Source organism: Parapedobacter indicus (assembly GCF_900113765.1).
In the GTDB taxonomy this organism is placed as follows: Bacteria; Bacteroidota; Bacteroidia; order Sphingobacteriales; family Sphingobacteriaceae; genus Parapedobacter; species Parapedobacter indicus.
Genome location: NZ_FOQO01000010.1, coordinates 96,528 through 122,755 on the forward strand (window position 1 = coordinate 96,528; position 26,228 = coordinate 122,755).

15 protein-coding genes are annotated in these 26,228 nt (G+C 49.6%); all 15 read left to right on the forward strand.

From position 1 onward, the window contains the following. The 15 genes from BMZ56_RS19355 (at nt 1) to BMZ56_RS19425 (ending at nt 26,221) form a co-directional block, all read left to right on the forward strand. On the forward strand, nt 1–1,677 hold the full coding sequence (locus BMZ56_RS19355) for a SusD/RagB family nutrient-binding outer membrane lipoprotein (protein ID WP_090629568.1): 1,677 nt from the start codon (nt 1–3) through the stop codon (nt 1,675–1,677). A gap of 2 nt (nt 1,678–1,679) precedes the next feature. Further along, nucleotides 1,680–4,094, forward strand: a complete 2,415-nt coding sequence (locus tag BMZ56_RS19360) for a glycoside hydrolase family 20 zincin-like fold domain-containing protein (protein WP_218146617.1) — start codon at nt 1,680–1,682, stop codon at nt 4,092–4,094. A 6-nt stretch (nt 4,095–4,100) separates the two neighbouring features. Continuing rightward, nucleotides 4,101–4,922 carry an HpcH/HpaI aldolase family protein gene (locus tag BMZ56_RS19365; protein WP_090629570.1) on the forward strand — a complete coding sequence of 274 codons (822 nt, stop codon included), beginning with the start codon at nt 4,101–4,103 and terminating at the stop codon, nt 4,920–4,922. Between the two features lie 61 nt (nt 4,923–4,983). Beyond that, nucleotides 4,984–6,180, forward strand: a complete 1,197-nt coding sequence (locus tag BMZ56_RS19370; RefSeq protein ID WP_245893311.1) for a sialidase family protein — start codon at nt 4,984–4,986, stop codon at nt 6,178–6,180. A 17-nt stretch (nt 6,181–6,197) separates the two neighbouring features. Further along, nucleotides 6,198–7,325, forward strand: coding sequence for a sialidase family protein (locus tag BMZ56_RS19375; protein ID WP_090629572.1), 1,128 nt, complete (start codon nt 6,198–6,200; stop codon nt 7,323–7,325). Nucleotides 7,326–7,505: 180 nt separating this feature from the next. Continuing rightward, nucleotides 7,506–8,921, forward strand: a complete 1,416-nt coding sequence (locus BMZ56_RS19380) for a PhoPQ-activated pathogenicity-related family protein (RefSeq protein ID WP_218146618.1) — start codon at nt 7,506–7,508, stop codon at nt 8,919–8,921. Between the two features lie 60 nt (nt 8,922–8,981). Then, the gene (locus BMZ56_RS19385) at nt 8,982–10,805 is read left to right on the forward strand and encodes a purple acid phosphatase family protein (RefSeq protein WP_218146619.1); all 1,824 of its coding nucleotides are present in this window, start codon (nt 8,982–8,984) and stop codon (nt 10,803–10,805) included. Between the two features lie 25 nt (nt 10,806–10,830). Further along, nucleotides 10,831–11,997, forward strand: coding sequence for a sialidase family protein (locus BMZ56_RS19390; RefSeq protein WP_090629579.1), 1,167 nt, complete (start codon nt 10,831–10,833; stop codon nt 11,995–11,997). 22 nt (nt 11,998–12,019) lie between these two features. Then, nucleotides 12,020–14,263, forward strand: a complete 2,244-nt coding sequence (locus BMZ56_RS19395; RefSeq protein ID WP_090629580.1) for a hypothetical protein — start codon at nt 12,020–12,022, stop codon at nt 14,261–14,263. Nucleotides 14,264–14,517: 254 nt separating this feature from the next. Further along, the gene (locus tag BMZ56_RS19400; protein ID WP_090629583.1) at nt 14,518–15,603 is read left to right on the forward strand and encodes an acyltransferase family protein; all 1,086 of its coding nucleotides are present in this window, start codon (nt 14,518–14,520) and stop codon (nt 15,601–15,603) included. Nucleotides 15,604–15,713: 110 nt separating this feature from the next. Then, on the forward strand, nt 15,714–19,103 hold the full coding sequence (locus BMZ56_RS19405; protein ID WP_219822845.1) for a SusC/RagA family TonB-linked outer membrane protein: 3,390 nt from the start codon (nt 15,714–15,716) through the stop codon (nt 19,101–19,103). Between the two features lie 11 nt (nt 19,104–19,114). Next, the gene (locus BMZ56_RS19410; protein WP_090629587.1) at nt 19,115–20,782 is read left to right on the forward strand and encodes a SusD/RagB family nutrient-binding outer membrane lipoprotein; all 1,668 of its coding nucleotides are present in this window, start codon (nt 19,115–19,117) and stop codon (nt 20,780–20,782) included. A gap of 368 nt (nt 20,783–21,150) precedes the next feature. Beyond that, complete coding sequence (locus tag BMZ56_RS19415; RefSeq protein WP_090629589.1) at nt 21,151–21,702, forward strand: RNA polymerase sigma factor; 552 nt, start codon at nt 21,151–21,153, stop codon at nt 21,700–21,702. 67 nt (nt 21,703–21,769) lie between these two features. Beyond that, nucleotides 21,770–22,732, forward strand: coding sequence for a FecR family protein (locus tag BMZ56_RS19420; protein WP_090629592.1), 963 nt, complete (start codon nt 21,770–21,772; stop codon nt 22,730–22,732). A gap of 84 nt (nt 22,733–22,816) precedes the next feature. Further along, a complete protein-coding gene (locus tag BMZ56_RS19425; protein WP_218146621.1) occupies nt 22,817–26,221 on the forward strand; it encodes a SusC/RagA family TonB-linked outer membrane protein in 3,405 nt (1,134 codons plus the stop codon). Nucleotides 26,222–26,228: the final 7 nt, after the last annotated feature.

A 26,228-nucleotide genomic window follows, 5' to 3' on the forward strand; every position in this document is an offset into this window, starting at 1 on the left:
ATGAAAAGAATTGGTGTCATCGCTACCGCTTTGTTGGTTAGCTTATTTGTATGTATATCCTGCGAAAACTTCGACGAAGTGAATGTGAATCCAAACCGTGCGGAGGAAGTTTCATCCAATTACCTGCTGTCTTATGTGCTCACCAAAACGGCGACCAACTATTATCAGTTGACAGTGCCGGGTTCGATTGTTTCTGGCACGATGCAATATATTCAGGTCGGGACGAATTTCCGGGCTGATGAGGTGAACTATTATGGTTGGAAGCCGGCTTCGTGGAATGGTTATTACGATATCCTGCGAAACAATCAATTGATTTATGACAATTCATTGGAAGACAATAACCACTTTTTCAGGGCTATTTCACTGACGATGCGTGCTTTTGTATTCGGGTTATTAACAGACCTATACGGCGACATCCCTTTTACGTCCGCATTGCAGGCCGAAAAAGGAATTTTTTTTCCCGCCTATGATGAGCAGCGTGTGGTTTACGCCGGTGTCTTAACCGACTTGCGCGAAGCGGATAACCTGCTCGCCAGTTTGGGGGATGGCGATATCGTGAATCCGACGTCGGACCTGATTTACCAAGGGAATCCGGCGAAATGGCAGAAATTTGTGAATTCGTTGCGTGTCCGCTATGCGTGGCGGCTAAGTCTCAAGGCATCAGAAATGGCCGGGTTAGGTGTAGACATTGCGGAAGAAATGCGTAGCGCTGCACCGAAAGCTTTTGCTGGTAACAGTGACAATGCCAACATCGAATTTTTGGGTTTAACGGCTGAAAATTCAGCAGAAGGAGGAAGTTTGAATTCCGCTAACCCACCCTATGGCTATAAGCCTGCCCAACCGCTGGTCAGTTTATTGCTTCAGACAAACGATCCGCGGTTACATCGATGGGTTTCGCCGGTTCTTCAAAAATGGGATTCCCATGTCGGTACGATTAGAGATTCGACAGTGACTAATATATACGGAGAAAGCTTTTCCGTCCAATTCCGGCCTGCGCCGCAAAATTACACGGTGGATACTTCGTTATATGTCGGCTTGCCGGTTGGCTTGGCCAACACGGTGGCCATGAACTATAACAAGGGGAACGATCAGGAAGTTTATCATTCGGAACGCAGTCCTTATATTTCCATGTTACATCCCCGGTACCGCGAAAATACCGATGCGCTTCTGCGCATGGAACTGATGACGTATGATGAAGTAGCGTTTATCCTAGCAGAGGCCGCCTTAGCGGGAGGTTCCGGTGTGGAGGGGAGTGCCGCGCAATATTATCGGTCGGGAATCGCTGCGTCTATGGAGCGTTGGGGAGTATCGGCAGCACCTTCGTTTAATTTCGAGAAATTTTACAGTCAGCCAAGCATCGACCTTAATGCAGCTGCCGATCCCCACAAGCGGATCATGGAGCAGAAATGGGTGGCAGCATGGCTACGGGTAGACAGTTGGTTTGACTGGCGTCGTACGGGTTTTCCAGATCTGAAGACAGGCCCGGTTGCGCAGTATGGTCCACGGTTGCCAATCCGATTTATGTATCCGACGCCCAATTTGGACCCGAACTACGTAGTTAACTATAACGAAGCCGTTGGCAGGCTGGAAGCGACAGATTATGTGCCCGAGGGTCAGACCAAAGATCATCCCTATGCCAAAATGTGGCTGTTGCAGGAAACTTCCAAACCTTGGTAGCGATGCGGTTAGAAAAAGTCCTAATATTCGCAGGGCTGTGGGCTATACTGACAGCCTATGCGGTTTTCGCCCGGGCGGCTGAACCGTCGTATATTGACTTGTCTGCCGGCGGTATCTGCAATTTCGTCGCGGATAAACAGGAGTTACTGCGGACGCAATCGGTCTTACGGGAAGAGATCGCCAAGCGGAGTGGCATTGACCTTCCGATGCTGTCTTCCCGGGAACTTGGAAAAAGGCCTAGCATTATCTTAGCACTCGAATCGGATACGAAAAGGTTGCCTCAGCTGGTGCAGGAAGCCGTGGGGCAGCTGGAACCGATCGGAGCCGAAGGATACCGGTTGGTTGCATTAGACCAATACCAGTCTGTTGTTGTGATGGGAAAAGATGCAAGAGGATTGTTATATGGCGTCGGGAAATTGCTGCGAAAGGCGACGATCACGCCTAAATCGATTTGGTTTCCGAAGGGGTTTTCGCTGACCACGACGCCTAAAAACCTCGTCCGCGGTCATCAATTGGGGTATCGACCTAAAAATAATGCATACGATGCATTTTCTGTTGATCAGTTTGATCAGTATATCCGGGACTTGGCGCTCTTCGGCGTGAACACCATCGAGCTGGTACCGCCCCGTACGGACGATGATCCGACGCATATGCTCATGAAGCTGTCACCGACACAGATGATGGTCGAGTTATCGAGAATTTGCGACAGTTACGGGTTGGATGTCAGCATGTGGTATCCCAATGTGGGAGAAGATTATCGCAGTCCGGCCGGCATTCAATCCGAACTGGCTGAGCGGGAACAGGTGTTTGCAGCGTTACCGCGGCTCGACGCATTGTTTGTACCGGGGGGAGATCCGGGGAACCTGGAAGTGGATACGCTATTCCGTTGGGTCGGACAGGTAGCCCAAGTGCTCGCTAAATATCACCCGGATAGCAAAATATGGATTTCTCCTCAGTCGTTCAATACGGACCGACAGTACGCCATGTTTTTTGAACATGCAAACCAACACGCTGAATGGTTGGGAGGGATTGTTTTCGGTCCGTGGGTAAGCATGCCGATCGATGAAATCAGGGACCGGCTTTCTCCGGAAATCCCGATTCGTCGCTATCCGGATATCACCCATAATATCAGTTGTCAATATCCGGTTCCGGATTTTGATTTAACCTGGGCGTTAACATTGGGCCGGGAGAGCATCAATCCCCGTCCACGTGAATTTAAGCATATTCATAACCTATTTGAGCCATACGCCATCGGCGGCATTACTTATTCCGAAGGAACAAATGACGATGTAAATAAGTTCGTTTGGTCCGACCAGGATTGGGATTCGTCAACACCGGTGGTAGAAACCCTGCGCGATTACGCTCGGCTGTTTTTAGATCCGCTGCATGTCGAACCCTTTGTCCATGCGATTCTGGGATTGGAGGATAACCTCCGCGGCTCACCGTTGATTAACGACGGAATCATCCGCACATTGGACCAATGGCGTTATCTGGAAGTACATTCTCCGGCGGGGAAAACGTCGAATCCCCGTTTTCAGATGGGATTGATACGTGCCTATTTCGATGCGTATACCCAACGGAGGTTGACATGGGAGACCTACCTGGAACAGCAGGCATTGGACGTCTTAAAAAATACGAAACAGGAGACAGTGGACAACGCGCTTGTGGAGGCAATTGCCTTGTTGAAGCAGGGAACGCGGCAATCGGTTTGCTTGGATTGGCGGCAACGGTGTCTGGAGCTAGCAGATTCGCTCTATGAAAGCATCGGCACGCAGTTGACGGTTGCCCGTCACCACGGATACGAAGAGCGAGGTAACTTCATTGATCACATCGATATGCCATTAAATGACGCTCCCTGGCTGTTGCCGCAACTCGAGGCGCTGCTGTCCCATTCCTCCAGTGCCGAAAAAACAAAGCAGTTAGCCGCTGTTTTGCAACGGACAGATCCTGGTCCTTGGGGGATATACGATAATTTTTCAGAAGCTGGGTCGTGGCACCGGGTGGCGAAAGGAAAGGGATGGTTGTCCGACCCGGGGAATTTGCGGTCGGCGAGCCATGGCTTTAACATCAAGGTAAAAGGGCCTTCGGAAAGAGCAGCAGAACCCAAAGCATGGATGAAGCAGGCAACAGTTCTGTATGATTACCCATTAGTTATTGACTATATGGAGCTGGATACCACTGCGGATTATTTGGTGAAAATAGCCTATACCGGGCGGTTTAAATCCCATATATCGTTGTATGCGGACGGGCTGCCGGTGCACGGTTATCAATTGGTTACGGGAAGTGACGTATATGAATTTGAAGTACCGAAAGCTGCGACATCGGACGGAAAAGTGACCTTTCAATGGATATGTAAACCGGGCGAACGCGGATTGCAGGTCGCTGAATTATGGTTAAAAAAGAAAACAAGCAATTAATTGGTTATGGACACGAATGGCTTTTATCATAAAATCAAGACCGGGACCCAGGTATATGGAACCTGTGTAACGGTATGTAATCCCCAATGGCCGGCGATGCTGAACAAAGCAGGCCTTGACTTTGTATTTCTGGATACGGAACATATCCCGTTGGACAGATCTCAGCTAGCCTATTTATGCCACGGTTATCGGGCACTGGGAATTGCGCCGATCGTGCGGATTGCGACCGCTGACGAGACACTGGCTGGCCAGGCCGTGGATGCCGGAGCCCAGGGGGTTATTGCCCCCTACCTGGAAAAGGAAGAACAAATAGACTCGTTGGTCTATGCATTGAAATATCGACCATTGAAGGGAGTCTTATTAGAACAGTATAGGATGAGGCCGGATACCTTGCCTGACTCGCTTAAAACGTATTTAGCCGCATATAACAGCGGAAATGTAGCAATAGCCAATATAGAGAGTGTCCCTGCATTAAACAATTTGGAGCGCCTGTTGGCTGTTAAGGGGCTGGATGCGGTTTTCATTGGGCCGCATGACCTGTCTGTCAGCATGGGGTTGCCGGAAGAATACGACCATCCCGATTTTGAGAAGGCAGTTGCTCATATCATTCGGCTATGCCGTTCCAACGGTATATCGGTGGGTATTCATTTTTCTTTGGAGCCCGACAGGCAGGTGAAATGGGGGCAGCAGGGTGCTAATATCATTATGCACAGTTCCGATGTTGCACTGTTTAGTCAGCGGTTGGCGTCCGATATGAAACACATCAGAAGTATGCTGGGCGATACGCAGCATGCTGGAGAACCTGATTCTATTTCCGCTATTATCTGATAATTTGCACGAATCATCCGAATCATTTGATATTTTTGATGCAGGACCAATGAACAGGATTATGAAAAGACTTTTGTGGTTATTAGTGGTAAATTTTGGGTGGATTGTTCCGTCGATATCGCAAAACAGGATGGTGTTGACTGGTATAAGGGGTACGATTATTGCCCATCAACCCGCCTCCACGCACCAATACATTGGGTCACCAAGTATTGCCATTTTACCGAATGGCGATTACGTTGCATCCCATGATCTTTTCGGGCCTACTAGTTCAGAATTTGTGCAGGCCATGACGCATGTTTACCGCTCTTCTGACAACGGAAAAACATGGCGGCGGGTCAGCGAAATCCGGGGTGCATTCTGGTCCAGCTTATTTGTTAACCGCGGTGCATTGTATCTGCTTGGACCCGACCGGCACCACGGTACGGTATTGATCCGTCGGTCGGACGATGGGGGAGATACATGGACCCATCCAACCGGCACAGAAGACGGGCTGCTGCTAAAAGGCATGTTCCATTGTGCTCCCATGCCCGTGATCGAACATAACGGGCGCTTATGGCGCGGGATGGAGACTGCGCATGGCCCCATTTTGGAATGGGGTAAGCGCTATGGCGCCATGATGATGTCGGCGCCCGTTGATGCCAATTTGCTGAAAGCCAGTAGTTGGACTACCAGCAATTCACTACCGTATGACTCGACTTATCTGAATGGGAATTTTACCGGTTGGCTGGAAGGGAATGCCGTTGTGACGCCGGATGGTGGCATAGTGGATATCCTTCGGGTAGACGATCGCACCACGCATGAAGAAAAGGCGGCAATGGTCAGGATCAGTGCCGATGGGAAGGTGGCTTCGTTCGATCCAGCGACCGGTTTCGTACCTTTCCCCGGCGGCAGTAAGAAGTTTGCCATCCGTTTTGACGATAAGTCCGGCCGGTATTGGACGCTCAGCAATAGCATTCCCGACGTGTTCCGGAAGCAGTATCCAAAGAGAAATGCTGCAAGCTTCCGGAATACGCTTGCGCTCATGAGCTCGGACGATTTGCTTAACTGGCAAATCCATGAGCTGGTCCTGCAACATCCCGATGTAATTAACCACGGTTTTCAGTATGTTGACTGGCTCATCGAAGGCGAAGACATGATCGTGGTCAGCCGGACGGCTTACGACGACGGGAAAGAGGCTGCAAACAACAACCACGATGCGAACTTCCTGACATTTCACCGGATTGAAGGTTTTCGCGAAAAAGTACAGCAAACATTGTAAACATAACCAAAATAGACATGAAGAAGCAAACAAGCATCTTTTTACCCCTTCTAGCCATTTTTTGCCTGGAATGTTCACCACCCAACGGCGTTGCCGGACACGTCAATTTACCACCTAAAGCCGATAGTACGGACGCAGCATATGTAAGCGGCGAACTCCTTTATCCCTTGGATAACAAACCTACCCCCGAATGCCATGCATCGACAATTGTTGAAACGCCCGATGGGTTGGTTGCGTCCTTTTTTGCGGGCACTTACGAAAGCCATCCCGATGTGGGAATTTGGGTGTCCCGTATGGTAGACGGCAAGTGGACCTGGCCGGAAGAGGTGGCAGACGGTGTACAGAATGATACGCTGCGGTATCCCTGTTGGAACCCGGTGCTGTTTCAACCCGAAGGTGGAGATCTTATGCTGTTCTATAAGGTGGGGCCCAGCCCGCAAACCTGGTGGGGCATGGTGATCACATCGAAAGATAATGGAAATACATGGTCGGAGCCGCGGAAATTGGGCGAGGATCCAAAAGTGGGACATCTCCTCGGACCCGTCAAAAACAAGCCGATTCAATTGGCAGATGGGACGATTATTAATCCGACGAGTATCGAGTATCCGAAGAACGACGGTGAAGACCAGGATTGGCGTGTTTACTTCGAAATCAGCAAAGACCTTGGACATACCTGGGAGGTGGTTGGACCGATTAACGACGGCCTGGAATTTGACGCCATTCAACCCAGTATTCTAACCTATCCGGATGGTAAATTGCAGGTGGTTTGCCGTAGCCGTCAGGATGTATTGGTGCAAAGCTGGTCCGAAGATCAAGGACGGACATGGAGTAAAATGACGGCTATGGAATTGCCCAATCCAAATTCGGGAACGGACGCTGTGACCTTACAGGATGGAAGGCAATTGCTGGTATACAATCATTCCACAAAGCGGGGCGAAGAGCCCAAGGATAGGAATATCCTGAATGTGGCATTGTCAGATGATGGAAATACATGGAAACCGGTAATGACACTGGAAAATGAACCCATTGAAGATGGTTATGCCTACCCAGCCGTCATCCAGTCAGCCGACGGAATGGTACATATCACCTATACGTATAACAGGAGGTCTGTAAAACATGTGGTGCTGGATCCGCAGCGGTTGTAATCTTAAGATAAGATGCTATAATCTCTCGGCAACTTTTTATAGAATAGTAGGCGAATTCTCCGGTATTTTTGAGCGTTGAACCGTAAGAAAGAACAAATGAAGGATGACAGTGGTATTAACCACTTAAACTTGAAGTAACATACGGCAATTAACTTAGCACCTGAATAAATCGATTGCACCATGCGTTGTATCAATATGACTTCTCTGCACGCTCACACATTAAAACGTGTCATCGGAAAAGTTTTTTTAGTATTTTTCCTGGTCTGGTCCGTAGTCGCGGCCGGTTTTAGTCAACAAGCCGCTATTACACCCGAGACAGCACTTCAAAGTTACCTGGATAACGGCGACCCGACCTATACATGGGAAATCAAGGATAGCCTGGTGTATGACAAGGGAACAATTTTCCAGGTATTGCTTACGTCGCAGCGCTGGCGGGAGCACACGTGGAGACACCAGTTAAATGTCATCATTCCCAACGAAGTAACCTACGATGGTGGATTACTTTTCATCAGCAGTGGCCGTATGCAGAAAGAAGATCCCGATATGCCTGAATGGCACAGCCTGGCGAAGGACGGTCTCATACAGGGCATGGCGCGGATAGCTGAGGAAAACAAGGCGGTGGCCGCTGTCATCCGGCAGGTGCCCAACCAACCGCTATACGGAGGCCTGGTTGAAGACGAGTTGATATCCTATACACTCCATCAATTTCAGGAAGACGGCGATTTTTCATGGCCGTTGCTATTTCCTATGGTTAAAAGTGCTGTGCGTGGTATGGATGCTGTACAGGAAATCGTGGCTGGCCGCTCTTCCAGACCGGTAAGGCGGTTTGTTGTTTCCGGCTTGTCCAAACGCGGGTGGACCACCTGGCTGACAGCCTCGCAGGATGATCGGGTGGAGGCGTTGGCTCCCATGGTCATCGACATCCTGAACATGCCCGTCAACCTTAATTACCAGATCGATGTATGGCACGATTACAGTCCGCAGATACAAGATTATGTGGCCCTTGGCCTTGTGCAGGACATTGAAAGTGACCGTGGCCATACGTTGGCACAGATGATCGATCCCTATTCGTATCGGAAATTGCTTGACAAGCCAAAGATGTTATTTATGGGTACGAATGATCAATATTGGGTTATTGACGCGGTAAAGCATTATATTGATAGTATACCCGGCCGTTACTATATCCACTACGTGCCTAATGAAGGGCACGACTTGGGCAACAAAGAACAGGCATTTCAGGCGTTGTCATCTTTCTGGAGCTTCACGCTGCAGCACAAACCTTATCCGATGACCGATTATAAGACCGTGGAGAAAGAAGATGCACTGGAACTGAAGATCAAGGCAACGAAGCCGAAGCTTGAAGGAGCGGTTGTTTGGAGTGCTTCATCGGACGATCAGGATTTTCGGGATGAAACATGGACAAGCCGTGACCTTCCGATTGCCCACAAACGAAAATTCAGTGTAAAAGAGATGCTGCCGGATTCCGGCTACAAAGCCTTTTATGTGGATCTGAAATACCGCGATGCCAATGGCGAACTATATACCCAAAGTACCCGCGTCTTTGTATCGGACAGCCATTCGTTTTTTTTGAATTGATGTAGTTATCAACTATTAGCAGTCGGTTAGTAGTACGTAGCGGAAGATGAGATAATTCGTATGGATAGGCAATTGATGAATGGTATGATGAGTTTGGACAACATAGCGCGGAAAGTGAGGCAAATTGCCAGGTGCTTGTCGTGGAGCGTGATTTTGATGACCGGCTGCACACGCGAGCATCGGCAACAAGATGTCACCGTACAACGCGTGATGGATAGCTTGGTAACGCGCATTTATGCGCAATGGGATGCGCGGCTGATCAATGTCTTGGATGAAAATCTAGTGTTGAAATTCGTGGACCCTGAAGAGCGCACAGCGCTCGCGGAGAACTACTGGCGGTTTCGGGTGGACGTTCCCGTAGTTGTTTCCCTGATGCGCGATAGCGCGCAGGCGTCGGTACCTTTTTGGCTGGTTGAGCGTGGTTTTGAAAAAACCGGGTATACCGTCCGGAATGAACTATACACGTATGAGGTATGGCAGAAGAGTTTTCCGGCCGGCGAGATCGGGCTTGGAATAAATGGGTTCGATAAACACCGTCCGGTTTATTTCGTCGGAGTGGCTCCTCAACATTCTGGAAAAAAAGTCAACATTACTCCGATTATACCCCAGAAGCAAGCCATCACGGTGTTGGATACGGGCGCATTTACCTACCACGATTGGGACGAGCTTGTACTCACCGAAGTGCCGCAGACCCTGAGTGGACAGCTCTTGTTGCCTACCATACGCGGACGTGCCCGTGAAGCGCATTTAATCGGTGCTTTCAGAAGAACCGAATTTCCATCAACGGCCATACCAGACCAGGTAATCCTTACCCTGCCTGACGATGCAAAACACGGTATGACGGTTCAATGGCGATGCACGCCCGATGTACAGCACGGATGGATCAAGTACTGGCAGCCGGGAGCGGAAGATACCGTACGGGTTGATGTGGATGGAACATTGCTGGAAGACCGCATGCTGCGCAACGATCGATATGTAAGCCGATTCCGTGTGCAACTTGATTCCCTGCAGCCTGGCACTGTTTATCAGTATCGGGTTGGACATGGAGCCGTTACCGGAGAAACCGCCACGTTCACGACACCGGATGCTGTCGATACGTTTGCATTTACGTGGTTTGGCGATATACACAACGACCCGATGTGGGGAAAGCTTGCGCAGGATGCCGATGTAGCACACCCGCAAACGGATTTTTACCTTTCTGTGGGAGACCTCGTTAATACCGGCCTGCATCGCGACGATTGGGATGCGCTGTTCGCATATTCAGGAGGGATTTTTCGGGAAAAGCCCTTAATGGCTGTTCCCGGCAATCATGACAGCCAGGATGGGCTGGGTGCAGGAATGTTTCGTGAATTACTATCCTATCCGGAAAACGGTCCCGACGGACTGCCGACCGGCTTTACCTATGCATTCCGGTATAAACACGCCTTGTTTTTAATGATAGACGTCGTTAGTTTTTCGGTGTCGCAGCAGGCCGCTTGGATTGAGTCCCAGTTGTCCAAAACAGACGCGACCTGGAAGTTCGTTGTTTTTCACTTTCCACCCTATACCTTAGAAGAGCCGTATCCCGATATCGTCAAAAGCTGGGTACCACTATTTGACAAGTATGGTGTGGACATGGTGATGAATGGACATTTCCATTATTACCTACGTACCCGCCCCATGAAGGGTAGCCAGCCGGTGGAACCGGAAGGTAACGGCACAAAGTACGTGATGTCTGTTAGCACACGAGGCAAAAATGACGACTCACCAGCGGAACCTTACGGAGAGAAGGTATTTAAAAAAGGGTATCTTTATCAGCATGTTCAGCTAGATGGCCGTCGACTATCATTTATATGTAAGGATGCTGAAGGGACTGTTCTGGATCGCTTTGAGTTGACTAAATAACTAACCGATAACCCTAAATTGAATCATGAAGAAGCAACTATTGACCTGTGTTTTTTTGTTTTTGTTGATCGTGGCAAAATCGGAGACGGTCCGACATCCTGAGCTAGTGGATTCGGTTCTCGTATTTCCGCTGCAGGCGCAGCATGTACACGGAAGCAGTGTGGTGGAACTGCCCGATGGAGATTTTCTGCTGGCCTGGTTCCAGGGAAGCGGGGAGCGGACGGCTGACGATGTCCGGATCATGGGGGCACGTTTGAAAAAGGGAACTAAAAAATGGAGTACACCCTTTGAATTGGCAGATACCCCGCACCTGCCTGACTGTAACCCGGTTTTGTTTATGGCGGAAGGGAAGCTATTTCTGGTGTGGATAGCGGTGTTGGCTAACCAGTGGGAGCATTCCATTCTCCGGGTGCGGTCTACCACAGCATTTGGGAAAGCCGGGGCGCCGGAATGGCAATGGCAGGATAATATCCTGCTGAAGCCGGATGAACGTTTTGTAGAAGAGGCGGTCAACAGGTTCCGTGAATTACCACCCTTGCATCACGGTTGGTCGGCCTATGCGCCGAAATATGATGAGCTTACAATAGAGGCAGCGAAAGACCCCGGAAAACGGAGTATCGGTTGGATGACACGGATTAAACCCCTTGTATTAGCGCATCGGATTCTGTTACCACTCTATTCGGATGGATTCAATTTTTCCATGCTAGCCATCTCGGAAGATGGCGGTCATTCCTGGAAGCCCAGTCTACCCATTGTGGGGCGTGGCCCCATCCAGCCGGCGCTAGCGCAGCGCACCGATGGTACACTGGTAGCTTACATGCGGGACAGCGGCGATGCGCCGGCGCGCGTCCAGGTCAGCGAATCAACAGATGGTGGGTGGAGCTGGACGGCCGCGCATAAGTCTGACATTCCCAACGGCGCAAGTGTCGACGTGCTCGTGCTTGACGATGGCCGTTGGGCCATGCTAGGCAACGATGTGGACGATGGACGGTATCGGTTGAGCCTTTATTTTTCCGATGACCAGGGAAAAACATGGCCCGTGAAGCTACCCATCGAATACGATGTTTCTAAACGAGGACGCTATTCATATCCATCGCTGATACAGGGAAGTGACGGATTGCTCCATATGAGTTATTCCTATCACCTCCATGGTGAGGAAAAAGCCATCAAATATGTTACTGTCAAACCGTAAATCTCATCCAAAACCACATACGATGAAACTAAATTTATTAGGTATTCTTTCCTTAACGTTGTTTGCCGGTGCGTGCAGTAATCATGCCTCCACAGCCGCTTTTTCCTATGCGGATACGGTGTTTACACAGGATTACAGCGTGAAGTATCTGGCGGACGAAGGCCAACAGGGAATATTCCGGCGGGTGCACACCGACCGGGAAGGAAAAGTGCAGGTATTGGCGGTGGATGGACTGAAACAGCCTTCCAACGGGCATTTTTTATATCCAGGGCATATTGTAGCGGATCATTCCTATCGATTTATGTCGGCCAAGCACCTTGTTGACATGGCAGTATGCAAGGGCCAACTCATCTACCTGGATAGCCACGTTATCTTCAGCAACGCTTGGTCGGGGAGGCTATCCATCGAACATCAACTGGCAAACCCCACCGCATTCGCGGTCAACGACAGTTTGGAATTTTTGGTAACCGACGGCGAACAGGTTCATTTCATCGACGACAACGCCGTGAAGTGGAAAGGGGAGGTGCCCGGAGGCAAGGTGCTGCAATTGATCAGTCATCCTTCCGATCACACATTTTTCTTCGTGTTAACCCCTGAAAGTATATACCGGTTTTCCGCAGTAACCCACCAATTGGAGAAAATGCACGGCGGCAGTGGGTTTACATCCGCTGATGTGGACGCGCGTAACAACCAATTGGTCGTCGGCACATCCGACGGGTATTTCAAGTACAGTCTGGAAGAGAGACAAGTCAAGGGAGGGTTAAATAGGCAGCTGCCGTGGACCGATATTGGCGTTGTCAGGGTAATCGATGGAACCTATTGGTTTGGCACCGACCGAGGTGCATTTGCGGTACGGGAGGATGGGAAAATTGATTACTACGCGGGTAAACGATGGCTGCCGGACGATCTGGTGACGGATATCGCACGAGGTGCCGGTCAGTCGGTTTTATTGTTGACCCAAAGTGGGCTCGCCAGTATACATTTCAAACCGATGACGCTGCTTGATAAAGCCATGTACTACGAACGGCAGGTAAGGGAACGGCACATCCGCAACGGATTCAATGCAACGCTGACCGGCATGACCGGCGGCGATGTAAGCACAGGTTACCTGGGGGATTCCGACAACGACGGCCTTTGGACGTCCCTGTATCTGGCGGCAGAGGCTTTTCGCTACGCCACTACCGGCGAACAACAGGCGCTGGATATCTGCATGGAGTCACTGGATGCCATGGCCCGTTTGTATGATGTTAACCCCGTGCCGGGGTTTCCGGCACGTTCGTTCGAACGCCGTGGCAGCGGCGATACCCGTCCGATGCTTTCCGACCCCGAACGCTGGCAATTAGCGGAGCACCCCGATTGGTATTGGAAAGCGACGACTAGCAGCGACGAAGCCATCGGACATATCTTTGCCTTTGGCGTGGTCGCCGAATTAGTCGACCATCGGGAAACACGCGAAAAAGCGATCCGGTTAATTGATACGCTGATGGGACATATCGTCAAAAACGACCTTTACCTGGTTGACTATGATGGGAAGCCGACAACCTGGGGGCGATGGAATCCGGAGTATGTCAACGCTTTCCCCACCAATGTAGGAGACCGGAAACTGAACGCTTCCAATATCATTGCGATGTTGCAGACTGCGTATCATTTTACAGGTAAGCCCATATACAAGGAGAAAGCATTTGACCTGATGGAAAACCACGGATACCTCGAAAACCTGCTTCGCCCCATGGACGAAATTGGAAAAGCTGCTGAGCATGCCGACGATTGGAGTCGGATGCTTTCCGGTGCGTGGAACCATTCCGACGATGAAATGTATTTCGCAGGGTATTGGGGCTTATACCGCTATGCATTCAACGATACGCTGAAGGCACAGTACAAAGATGCCATACTGGATCACTGGGAAGCGGAGCGTCCCGAAAAAGAAGGTGCCTGGAATATCTTCACTGCCATCACAGGGACGGACCACTTCGATCGGGACGAAGCAATCTGGTACCTCAAAGAATATCCCCTGGATCTTATTCAATGGACCATGCACAACAGCCATCGCCAGGATATCGCACCACTACCGCCAAATTTCCGGAATCAAACAACCGAGGAGGTGCTACCGCCCGACGAGCTGAAGATTTCACGCCACAATGCAAACCGTTTCATATTGGATGGTGGCAGTGACGGTACTGCAGAAAACAGTGCCGGAGACATTTGGCTGTTTCCGTATTGGATGGGCAGATACCTGGGAGTGATCGAGGCTCCAATCAACGAATGAATAGCTGCGGGGTAAAAGCCTTATTTATGATTTATTGATATAGAAATTACATAGAATTAATATATTTTACATTCTGAGAATCAATAGGTTGTTGTCGTTGAAATGCTAAAATTCGCCATGCAAATGATAACATCCTATAAAGATGATAAAGGTTGTTCGATTACTTTTGAGTAGTTGGAATAGGGAGATGAGTTATATGCGAGAAGGAAAACCTGCATTATTTTATCGTATCAATCGTTACCAAACAATAGAAAATGACACACCAAAAAACGAGTCAGCGTTTGATTTCCCTGGATGCATTCCGGGGGTTCACCGTGGCTGCCATGATTGTCGTTAACACACCTGCTACCGAGGAACACGTTTTTGCACCATTACGGCACGCGGCTTGGAATGGCTTTACCCCGACAGACGCCGTATTTCCCTTTTTTATTTTTGCGATGGGCATTTCGCTGACCTTATCCTATGGCAAACTAAGGGCGAAAGACGGGCAGACGAAGCGGGTATTGCTCAAAACTGCCAAACGAGCAGTACTCATTTTTCTTATCGGGGTGTTGCTGGGTCTGTTTCCCCAGTTTGACTTTTCGGAAATCCGGATTCCGGGTGTATTGCAGCGCATTGCGCTGGTCTTTTTTTTCTGTGCACTGTTATTCTGGTATACCACGTGGAAACAGCAGGCAGTCATCGGAAGTTTTCTCTTGTTGGCGTACTGGTTGGCGATGACCTGCATCCCCGTTCCCGGGGTGGGCACCGGTATCCTTGAGCCAGGGAAGAACCTTGCGGCTTGGATAGACAGCCTGGTGATACCTGGCAAGATGTGGCAGGGTACGTGGGATCCCGAAGGGATACTGAGTACGGTGCCGGCCATTGCATCTGGCATATCTGGCATGTTGGTTGGCCACTTGCTCGCCAATCCGCAGCACACGCCGGAGCGGAAGGTAAGCTGGATGTACCTTGCCGGCTTCGCTTCGTTTCTGCTCGGTTCGGCCTGGGGTTGGGTTTTTCCGATCAACAAAAATCTGTGGACAAGTTCCTATGTACTTTACACATCCGGTTTGGCTACGATGGGTTTTGCTTCTTTGTTTTTCGTAATCGAAATACTGGGGAAAGGGAACTGGGCGAAGCCGGGAGTCGTGTTTGGTTCGAATGCAATTACCGCCTATGTGATCGGCGGCATTTTGCCCGGTCTGCTGTATGCGGTTAACGATTGGTATGTACAGGCAATCGTGGATGTTTCAGGTCGCCCGGAGTGGCCGTCTTTGGCGTGGGCCATCTTTATCTGCGTGGCGTGTTATATCCCGGTTTATTTACTTTACCGAAATAAAATATTTATCAAAATCTAACTTTCTATTAATATCAAAGCGCGTATTTGCGGCTTCTTAAGCCAAGCACTAAAAGCTCAATAAATGACTGAATAATCGAATAAACCAAGAAAAATGTAAAAAGTATGAGAATGGAAAGTTTTACAATCAAGAGAGACTGGGTAAAGACATTTCTTTGCCTGGTGATTGGCCTGTGGGGATACATGGATGTACTCGCCCAGGATCGATTGAATGTGTCGGGAACGGTGACCGGCCCTGATGGCAACCCCGTTGCCGGTGTGACGGTCAGCTTGGAGGGCACGAATAGCGCTGCGGCCACCGATGATGCAGGGAGGTATGTACTCAACAATGTCGTTTCAAACGGGACCCTGGTATTCAAGGCGGTCGGCTACCAAACAACATCGGTAAGCATCGGCGGCAAGACCGTGATCAACATCGAACTGACCCATGGTCAGGAGGCCTTGGACGAAGTGGTGGTTACCGCACTGGGTATCAAACGGGAAGAACGGTCGTTGGGATATTCGGTCGGCAGGGTATCTGGAGAGGAACTGAACCGCGTGGCCAATGAAAACGTATTGAGCGGTATGGCGGGCAAGGTGCCCGGCGTGGCGATCAGCTCAACAGGCGGTACCGGATCTTCCGTCAGTATGGTCATTCGCGGTGCCACGTCGCTAAGCAGCGACAATCAGCCACTCTTCGTGGTAGACGGGGTGCCGATTGCAAACACGCTGAACAACGTGTCACAGGTGGGCAACGACAACCGGGTGGATTATGGCAACGCAATTTCAAGCTTGAATCCCGATGACATCGAAAGTATATCCATTTTGAAAGGGCCGAGTGCGGCGGCGTTGTACGGTTCCCGGGCCGGAAATGGTGTGGTGCTCATTACCACCAAATCGGGTGCTTCGGTTAACAAAATGACGGTATCCGTAAACAGCAATACCGTATTCGACATGCCGTATAAGTACCTGGACATGCACACCAAATTTGCGACGGGTGTATTTCCGTTTACGCCGGAGTTTAATCCGTTCGCGGGAGGTATTTTGGAGATTGAAGAAGGGTCGGCAGGTGGAGTAGGGCCAGAGTTGGACAAAGGATACAAAGCCATTCAATGGAACAGCCCATTGGATGAAAATGGCAATCCCATTCCGACGGAATTGAAATCCTATCCCAACAACGTGCGGAATTTTGTGGAAACAGGAATTACCACTACCAATGGTATATCCATAGCGAATAGTACCGAGAAGATGAACTATCGGGTGTCGTATTCTAATATGACGAACCGCGGCATCATTCCGAATACGGACCTTTCGAGAAACTCGCTCAACATGAGCTCCACACTGAAGCTTCACCGCGATTTCTCGATTTCTACAAACATCGATTACAGTCGGAACGGATCGAACAACCGTCCGGCAACAAACCGGGGTGCTAATCCCATGCAATGGGCATACGGTGTATCGCCGCATATCAACATCCTGGATCTCAAAAATTATTGGGTGGAAGGGAAGGAAAATATTGAGCAGCTAACGCCGGCGCTCGGTGAAAAAAACAATCCGTACTTTTTGGCATACGGGGTGAGCAACCGTTTTGTCCGGGATCGGGTATTCGGAAACGTACGTGCCGATTGGCAGATTACGCCCGAACTCGACGTAATGGCCCGGTACGCGTTGGATACCTACCAAGAACAGCGGGAGTCTAAAATCCCCTATAGCTACACCGAAGATTCACGCGGCGCTTACGGCATATTCAACCTGCACCGGCAGGAGCAGAATATCGATTTCTTGGCCACGTACAAAAAAGGCTTTAACTGGATAGACCTGTCGGTATCAGCAGGGGGAAACACAAGATACGTAAACAATCGCGACGAAAACAACTCCAGCAAAGGTGGGTCGGGATTGGTGGTGCCCGGTTTGTATACGTTGTCAAACATCAGCCCTTCGGGGTTAAATTACGGCAGTTATCTGTCGGAAAAATCCGTCAATAGCGTATACGGAATGTTGAACCTCGGGTTTAACGATATGGTTTATTTGGATTTGACTGCCCGGAACGATTGGTCGAGTACGTTACCGGCAGATAACCGGTCGTATTTCTATCCGTCGGCATCACTCAGCGTATTGCTGGACGAAGTGTTCAGTTTACCACAGCAGGTAAGCCTGGCGAAATTACGCGGTGGGGTGGCACGTGCCGGAAATGATACAGGACCCTACAACCTGATTAACGTGTTGGCTAATGCGGGTGCGTGGGACGACGTGACCCGCCTCACCAAGCCGGGAAATTTGTTATTACCGAATCTGAAACCGGAAATCGCCACATCGTATGAGTATGGCCTGGACCTGGGATTATGGGACAACCGGTTGCGTTTTGAAGGCACCTATTACCAATTGGATAACGAAAACCAGATCATTCCAACGAAGTTACCTGGTTCCAGCGGCTTTACATCGAAAAATATCAATGCAGGGTTATTACGAAGCAAAGGGTTTGAACTCTCCCTTGGCGGTACACCGGTATTGACGAACGACTGGCGCTGGGATATCAACGTAAACTGGTACCGCAACCGCACGCGGATCGTGGAATTGACCGAAGGACTCGAGTTTTACGATCTGTGGGGCGATGCGAAAGGCGGTGCCCGGACCTATGTTGGTCAGGAAATCGGTGATTTGTACGACGCGCAATTGGTAACCGTCACCGATCCCAATTCGAAGTATTACGGCTGGCCGTTACTGGATGAGTCAGGGTCGTGGCAGTCGGTTAGTATGAATAATACGACCAATAAGATCGGCAACTTCAATCCGGATTTCACGATGGGCGTTATGTCGTCGCTGAGTTACAAACAATTTTCGCTAAGCTTCTCGTTGGATATGCGTTTTGGAGGCGACTTTGTTTCACAGACCTATCGGTACTCGGAATCGGATTTACGCACGCAACGTTTCCTGGATAATCTGATTAATCCAAATGGAATGACCGGTACGGAACTTGCCAATTACTTGGTGGATAATGACTTGGTTGTGGTTCACGGCAATCGGTTTAACATTGTGGGCGGTCCTACCCAAGAGATGGGCGGTTTTCCGTTTGAGCTGGAAGATGGCTCACAATTCCCTTATGGCGGTGTTTTTAACCCCGGTGTGATCGCAGCGTACGATGGCGAAGGGAATATTACCGGTTATACCGAGAACCTGGGTGGCCCGGGCACAAAATACATTGCATATGGGGATAATTATCCGTGGGACTTCATGCGTGCCGCTACATTTGATGCGTCTTACATCAAATTACGGGAGATTTCGCTGGGATATGAACTGCCGACAAACTTTGTCCGCCGACTGGGAATCAGCAACGCGAATATCGCAGTGTATAGCCGGAACATTATTTTATGGACCAAGTCAAAGATTGGCATTGATCCCGAAATGGCATTCCAGCAGGAAAACAACGGGCAGGCGGGAACCCAATTCAGACAGGGAATTGAGCGTTACAACGTCACTCCGTGGGTGATTCCGGTCGGATTTAAATTAGGTGTTAATTTCTAAACAGAGAAACCATGAAATCGAAGAATAGCATGAACTATTTTAGCGCAGGGAAAGTGTTGGCGTTGACCATCGGAATCCTGTTTTGGGGCGGTTGTAAAGATCTAACTGAGTTAAATATTAATCCGAACGGTGCCAGCGAAGAGGAGGTAAATCCCAACCTGATTATGCCGACGGTGCTGACGGAGGGAGCAAAACTATACCTGAATCTAGGCTATCAGGATATTGCCGGCGTTGTGCAGCATACGCAAAAAGATGCTTGGGCCGAAGGTCATAACGATTACGACTGGGGTGGCGACCAGAGCTGGAATGCCTATTATGACGTGTTGCGAAACAATGCATTGTTATACAAACGCGCATCGGAAGAGAACTTGGAGTTCCATCAGGGAGTGGCGTTGGTGATGCGTGCGTTTATGTTTGGCCTCATTACGGATTTGTGGGGCGACGCTCCCTATACCGATGCACTGCGGGGTGATGAAGAAGAATTAACCTATATTTTCCCCAAATTCGATACACAAGAGACCATTTATACCGGAATTATCGGTGAGCTTGAGCAAGCGAATAGCTTGTTGTCCAAGCCTTCGTCGGAGTATGCGGGGATTATTGGTAATGCCGACGTGTATTACGGAGGAGAACCTGCACAGTGGCGCAAATTTGCAAATTCATTGCTGCTCCGGTATTACATGCGCATCTCAGAAAAAATGCCGGATGTCGCCAAAGCAGGCATCGAAAAAATAGCAGGCAATCCCAGCCAATACCCGATTATTACCGAGGCTGCCGACGATGCCACCCTGGCATTTGTGGGAAGTTCGGCGGCAGATTCGTGGCCCAATAACCTGCAATTCGATGACACGGGTGGTAGCAATTACCGGCGGTTGAAAATGTGTGCTACGCTGGTCAATCAGCTGCAAGCGTTGAATGATCCTCGATTGGCTATATGGGCAAATCGGGTGCAGGTTTCACTGAAGGTTGACGCCAGCTTGCCAGCAGGCACCGACAGGGTGGAAGGCAACGTACGGTATCTTTCGCCCGATAAAGTAGCCGGTGTATCCATTGATCAAGATCCGGATTATGTAGGAATGCCCCCAAGCTGGTCATCGTCGGTACCTTCAAGCTATAATCTGAACCCAACACCGGGTCAGTTGTCCAACAATCCACATGTGTCGTTCCTCAATGATATGTACAAGGAGGCTTCCGGGCCGCTTTTGAAAGCACGTTTGTTATCTGCTGCAGAAGTTCATTTTATCCTGGCAGAAGCTGCCATTAAGGGCTGGTCCGTGGGCAATGGCCAAGACCATTACAACCAAGGCATTGAGCAGTCTTTAGCGGCTTGGGCAGCGGGGAATGCATACGGAGACTACATCAATAATGCAGGCGTAGTTTACGACGGAACAATCGCACAGGTGATGGAACAGAAATGGATTGCGAGCTGGACGGCCGCAACTGAAGCATGGTTCGACTACCGCCGTACGGGATATCCCGATCTGAAAGCTGGCCCTGCGGCGTTACGGAGAGTGCTTCCCGTTCGTTTCTACTACATGCAGGATGAATTGAACATTAATCGCCAGAATGCCGAGCAGGCATTGGAGCGCTTGGAAGTAACCGGGTACTCCCAGGCGGACGATAAAAACAGCGCCTGGTCTAAGCCTTGGCTATTGCAGGGCACGGGAAAACCGTGGTAATGACTAAATGAAGCACAAGTTGGTCAACCTGTGCGATGACTTATTAGGTGGTGTTCATCGGATAGATGGGCACCACCTACTTATTAAACGCCCGCAAATTCTCCGAAATTTTCCCGTCTGTCAAGCGGTTTTCTAGATATCTCCTCGCATCCGCGTAATTACGCGACTTCTCCAATTCTTCGTAAAATATGGGGGATAGATTAAAAAATATCTTTCTTGAAGTGATACACAGGGGTTTTGCTATGCCAAAACAATTAATATATGCCGGAACAAAATTTAATACTTGTAAATTTTTTTTATTTTAGTTTAGTTTGTAGCGGTTATAAACATAAAGTAAAGATTATCCCAGGTAAGCAATTTCGTAAGTCTTGGCATTGGATTCTCATATCGTATTAGTTCAGCAAATCAAGGCATCCAATCGGAAGGCGTTTCAAAAGCTTTATGAATCTTGTTGGCAGGATTTATTTATCAGTGCATTTCACTTGATTGCTTGTGAAGAGCTAGCAAAGGATTTTACGCAGGATGCCTTTGTAAAACTGTGGGAAAACCGGGACAAGATAAACAGCTTCCAATCGCCCAAACCTTACCTATATACCATCCTGAAGAACAGCATCCTTAATCACATCCGGAAAGAAAAGACGCTGGCCGAAAAGAAAATCCATATCGTTGCGCACACCGCGCACGAGATTCCTTCTCCCGTCGAACAGTTGGCTGCCAAAGAGCTGGAAAGTAAGATGCTGGCGATCATCCGCGAACTGCCTCCGGCGGCACAACGTATCTGGAACCTGAGCCGACAAGAGAACCTTTCTGTCAATGAGATAGCCGGCAGGTTGGAGATCTCGCCGCTGACAGTCAAGAAACAACTCTCCAATGTACTGCGGGCACTCCGGGCCCGTTTTGCTGCCCATTTACGAAGCTAATCAGTAAAAGAATAAAATTTTAAAATGGTATACTCCTTAGGGGGCACTTTTGTGTATTACATATACCATGAGCGGAAAAGGTAATTTCAGGAAACATGTCGACCGGTTGAATCGCCAACTTCCGGATCCGCTTTCGGAGGAGGAGGAAAAATTAATCGCCGATTGGCTCGACAAGCGGGACGGATACACACGGCTCGATAGGGAACAGGATGAATCCTACCTGAAACGTGTTAAAGCCGAACTATACCAGCATATCAGCGATAAAATAGCAGGCAGCAAACCGCAAATGTCCAGAAGAATGTGGCTGCGCATCGCTGCATCGGTCATTTTCTGTGCATTTATCGGGATCGGGAGTTATCTGTTGACACGTAGCAAGGGCGAAAAGTTGATCGCCGTTCAGAACACCGGCCGAGTAACGCAAAAGTCCGTATTGCCAGATGGTTCGGTACTTTGGCTCAACGCCGCAAGCAAAGTACGGGTTCCGCTGAAATTTGATGGGAAACAACGAAATGTTTACCTGGATGAAGGAGAAGCGTTTTTCGATATCGCCAAAGATGAAAAAAAGCCATTTTTCGTACATACGCCCACGTTGACAATCAAGGTGCTGGGCACTGCGTTTAATGTGAAATCCTATAAGCAACTGGAGGAAGTACGTGTAACTGTCAACGAGGGAATGATCAGTGTAGCGAAGGGGGGCGACGAACTTGAAAAACTGGCGAAAAATAAAGAGCTAATATTTGATAAAAGAGCAAGCAATTATTCCGTCAGGGAGGTGGAGTCACAGAAGCTCAGCAGGTGGCGGGAGGGAGAAATCTATCTGCTGGATGCTCCCCTGCAAGACTTGATTCTGGCAATGGAACACAAGTACCTGGTAAACATCGGGTGTCCGGATGAATGGCTTGACAAAGAACGGATATCCATCGAGATACCTCCCGAACAGACCTTGGAAGAGGTAATGGCAGTTTTGGCGAAAATTTTCAATGTCCAATACGATCGGACCGGAAAGGAGGTAGTGATTCGTCCCCGATAAGATAGGGATGAGCCCTTCTGAACGGAAACGTTGAGACCGGAATTTATAATAACCAATAGATACCTTTTATTAACAGACCAAATTATGAGAAAACAGGTAAAGCCCACCGCTGCCACGTTGTTATTGTTGCTGATATCGGTAGGCTGCTTTTCAATCAGCCAGTCCGTGGCAGCAAAATCTTTTCGATCTACACAAAGCTTAAAAGAATTGCGGTTCAGCATTTCATTTGAAGAACAAAATCTTCATGAAGCGATCGTCACATTGTCAAAAACCCATCACATTCGGTTTTCTTACAACCCCAATGACCTGAAAAAATACCGCATCCAAAAAAGATCTTTCAATGATACCAGCCTTGGCCGTATCCTTGAAACCCTATTTACCGCGACGGACCTGACGTTTTCCGAAAACGACCGATCATTGGTCATCTATAAAAAAAGGCGTGCGGGCCGGAGTATGTCGTTCCTGCCACAGGTCAGGACAAAAGCCACCGTGCTTGCGCAGGCGGTTATCACCGGTCAGGTGATGGATGAAACGAACCGTCCCATATCCGATGTCACCGTTTCGATAAAAGGTACTAACCGAGCCGTATCTACGGATGTCGACGGAAGGTTCCGCATCGAGGGGGAACCGGGTGTAACATTGGTGTTTTCCATCATCGGTTATCAAACCCAGGAAATCCCATCGGGAGAGAACAACGAAGTGAACGTAGTCCTTCGTCAGACATTATCTTCCCTGGATGAGGTGATCGTCGTGGGCTACGGCACGACACGGAAAAGCGATCTCGTCGGTTCGGTTGCGACCATTAAAGGCGACGCAATTAAGGAAATGCCCGTCGTATCGGTCGATCAGGCTATCCAGGCACGCGTTCCGGGTGTCGTGGTTTCGCAGGCGTCTGCGGCACCGGGAGGGGGATTGAGCATACGGGTACGGGGAGCCAATTCAATCAATAGCGGCAGTGAACCGTTATATGTTATTGACGGGTTTCCGATGTATCCAGACAATGGCGCGCTCGGAACAGGCGGAAACCGCCGCCCGGCGAATGCAATGGCCAGCCTTAATCCCAATGAAATTGAATCCATTGAAATCTTAAAGGATGCCTCAGCGACCGCTATTTATGGTTCGCGCGGTTCGAACGGTGTCGTATTAATCACCACTAAACGGGGGAAAGAAGGGGCTACGGCGATTGATTACGATGGTTCTTACTCCTTTCAGAACATCGCGAATCCGGTAGCGGTATTGAATGGTGCCGATTATGCACGCTACATCAACCTGCTGGAAGAAAGCCAGGGCGGAAGCCCGCGGTTCACACAGGAGCAGATTGCCCAGATTGGCAACGGTACCAATTGGTGGGATGCAGTCTCGCGGACCGGCGGAATGTCAAACCATCAACTTTCGTTTACCGGAGGCACGGCAGTGACACGCTATGCGTTTGTTGCCAACTATATGGATAACACGGGTATCATCGAAAATACCGATTTCAAACGGTATGGTTTCCGGTTAAACCTCGATAACGATTTCTGGGCCGGACGGGCGACCCTCAGTAACAGTTGGTCCTACAATCGTACGGGTAGTAGCAACACACCAACCGATCGGGGAGGCCCGGGGGGAATCATCATTACCGCACTTGGATTGGACCCTACCGTTCCGGTATTTAACGAATTCGGCGATTACAACTATCCGAGTTATGACCAGCGTTTTCTGACCAATCCACTTGCCGAAGCCCGGGAAGGATATGACCACGACAACGCCAACCGACTTTTCGGTACCACAGCGCTGACCTTCCGGATCATCGACGGATTGCAGTTCAAAACAAGTATTGGTGCGGATGTGATGACCGCTGAACGTACGACTTTTTACAATAGCTATACGTATATCGGACGGCAATACAACCGGCAGTTGGAAAAGGCAAATAGGAACCTCGGTAACGTATTGAACGAAAATATTTTGAGTTTCAACCGCCAGTTTGGCGATCGTCATACGATTGACCTCACTGCAGGTTATACCTATCAAAAGGAACTCAACCAGTTTGTGTCGAACGTAACCCGGGACCTTCCCTCCGACGATGTGTCTTCGGTGAACCTCAACAATGGGAATCAGCCCCTTGTGCCAAATTCGAGCCGCGTGGAGTGGGAACTGCAGTCATATCTTTTCCGTGCGAATTATAATTTCGCCGATCGGTATTTAGTAACCGGTACCGTCCGTCGGGACGGTTCGTCGAAATTCGGTCCCAACAACAAATGGGCGACCTTTCCTTCGGTAGCGGTCGGATGGCGCCTGATCAATGAGCCTTTTGTCAAAAATTCGGCGTTTGCCGATGTATTTGATGAGTTTAAGTTCCGCGTCAGTTATGGCATTACCGGTAACTCGCAGATTCCGGTTTACCGATCGGTGTCGGGACTTGTTCCATATAACTATGTGATGGGAGGTACCTTAACGGCTGGGTATGGACCTAACCGTATTCCCAATTCAAACCTGAAATGGGAAAGCACGGCCATGTTCAACGCAGGGATCGACTTGGTGCTGCTAGCTAACCGTCTTTCGTTTACGGCCGACGTATTCAGCAACCGTACAGATGACTTATTGCTGGACGTATCCATTCCTCAAAGCACTGGTTTCAACAGTGTGATGCTCAACTCTGGGTCGCTGACCAACAAAGGGGTAGAGCTTTCGGCTACGTACCAGATGGCGAATAAAGAAAACTTCTTTTGGGATGTAAGCGGCAACATCAGTTTCCTCGACAACCGGATTGATAACCTGGGATTAAGCACGCCGTTCTTTTCCAATTCGACAAGCGGACACCTTGGCGTGTTGGGCAGTTGGGTGGAAGCCGGATACGCAATCGGCGTCTGGCGCGGATACCAGTATACCGGGCTGTTCCAGTCGGATGCCGAGGGAGCGGATTACTCCGCATTGGCCGGTTATCCGAAGTATCAAGATATCGATGGGGACGGAGCCTACACGGCGGATGATTACGTGGTAATCGGCGACCCGAATCCCGACTTCATATGGGGACTGAACTCGTCGGTACGGTTCAAAAATTTCGACCTTTCACTATTGATACGCGGTGTACACGGAAACGACGTACGCAACTTGCAGCAATCCGAAATGGGTGATGGCGTGCAAAAGATCAACCAGATCGGGACCATCCTGGAAGACTCATGGCGACCGGATAATGTGGATGCGCCGCGTCCGGTAATTGACGGACGACGGGATTTTATTTCGTTCAGGCGCTCGTCGTTCTTCATTGAAGACGGCTCGTTCATCCGGCTTCAGAATGTGTCATTGGGTTATACACTACCCTTAAAGACGAAATTCGTACGGCGCGCCCGTCTCTATGCAAGCGGCCAGAATCTGTTCCTGATCACGAACTACTCGGGCTTCGACCCGGAGGTGAATAACCAAGGGCAGAACAACCTGAACCGTGGGGATGATTACGATGCCTATCCACGGGCAAAGATGTTTACATTGGGCGTTAATGTTGGTTTCTAAATAATAT

Bases quoted from the DNA above. Each gene is read 5' to 3' on its own strand.
- BMZ56_RS19355 (WP_090629568.1), top strand. From the start codon at position 1: ATGAAAAGAATTGGTGTCATCGCTACCGCTTTGTTGGTTAGCTTATTT.
- BMZ56_RS19360 (WP_218146617.1), top strand. From the start codon at position 1,680: ATGCGGTTAGAAAAAGTCCTAATATTCGCAGGGCTGTGGGCTATACTG.
- BMZ56_RS19365 (WP_090629570.1), top strand. From the start codon at position 4,101: ATGGACACGAATGGCTTTTATCATAAAATCAAGACCGGGACCCAGGTA.
- BMZ56_RS19370 (WP_245893311.1), top strand. From the start codon at position 4,984: ATGAAAAGACTTTTGTGGTTATTAGTGGTAAATTTTGGGTGGATTGTT.
- BMZ56_RS19375 (WP_090629572.1), top strand. From the start codon at position 6,198: ATGAAGAAGCAAACAAGCATCTTTTTACCCCTTCTAGCCATTTTTTGC.
- BMZ56_RS19380 (WP_218146618.1), top strand. From the start codon at position 7,506: ATGCGTTGTATCAATATGACTTCTCTGCACGCTCACACATTAAAACGT.
- BMZ56_RS19385 (WP_218146619.1), top strand. From the start codon at position 8,982: ATGGATAGGCAATTGATGAATGGTATGATGAGTTTGGACAACATAGCG.
- BMZ56_RS19390 (WP_090629579.1), top strand. From the start codon at position 10,831: ATGAAGAAGCAACTATTGACCTGTGTTTTTTTGTTTTTGTTGATCGTG.
- BMZ56_RS19395 (WP_090629580.1), top strand. From the start codon at position 12,020: ATGAAACTAAATTTATTAGGTATTCTTTCCTTAACGTTGTTTGCCGGT.
- BMZ56_RS19400 (WP_090629583.1), top strand. From the start codon at position 14,518: ATGACACACCAAAAAACGAGTCAGCGTTTGATTTCCCTGGATGCATTC.
- BMZ56_RS19405 (WP_219822845.1), top strand. From the start codon at position 15,714: ATGGAAAGTTTTACAATCAAGAGAGACTGGGTAAAGACATTTCTTTGC.
- BMZ56_RS19410 (WP_090629587.1), top strand. From the start codon at position 19,115: ATGAAATCGAAGAATAGCATGAACTATTTTAGCGCAGGGAAAGTGTTG.
- BMZ56_RS19420 (WP_090629592.1), top strand. From the start codon at position 21,770: ATGAGCGGAAAAGGTAATTTCAGGAAACATGTCGACCGGTTGAATCGC.
- BMZ56_RS19425 (WP_218146621.1), top strand. From the start codon at position 22,817: ATGAGAAAACAGGTAAAGCCCACCGCTGCCACGTTGTTATTGTTGCTG.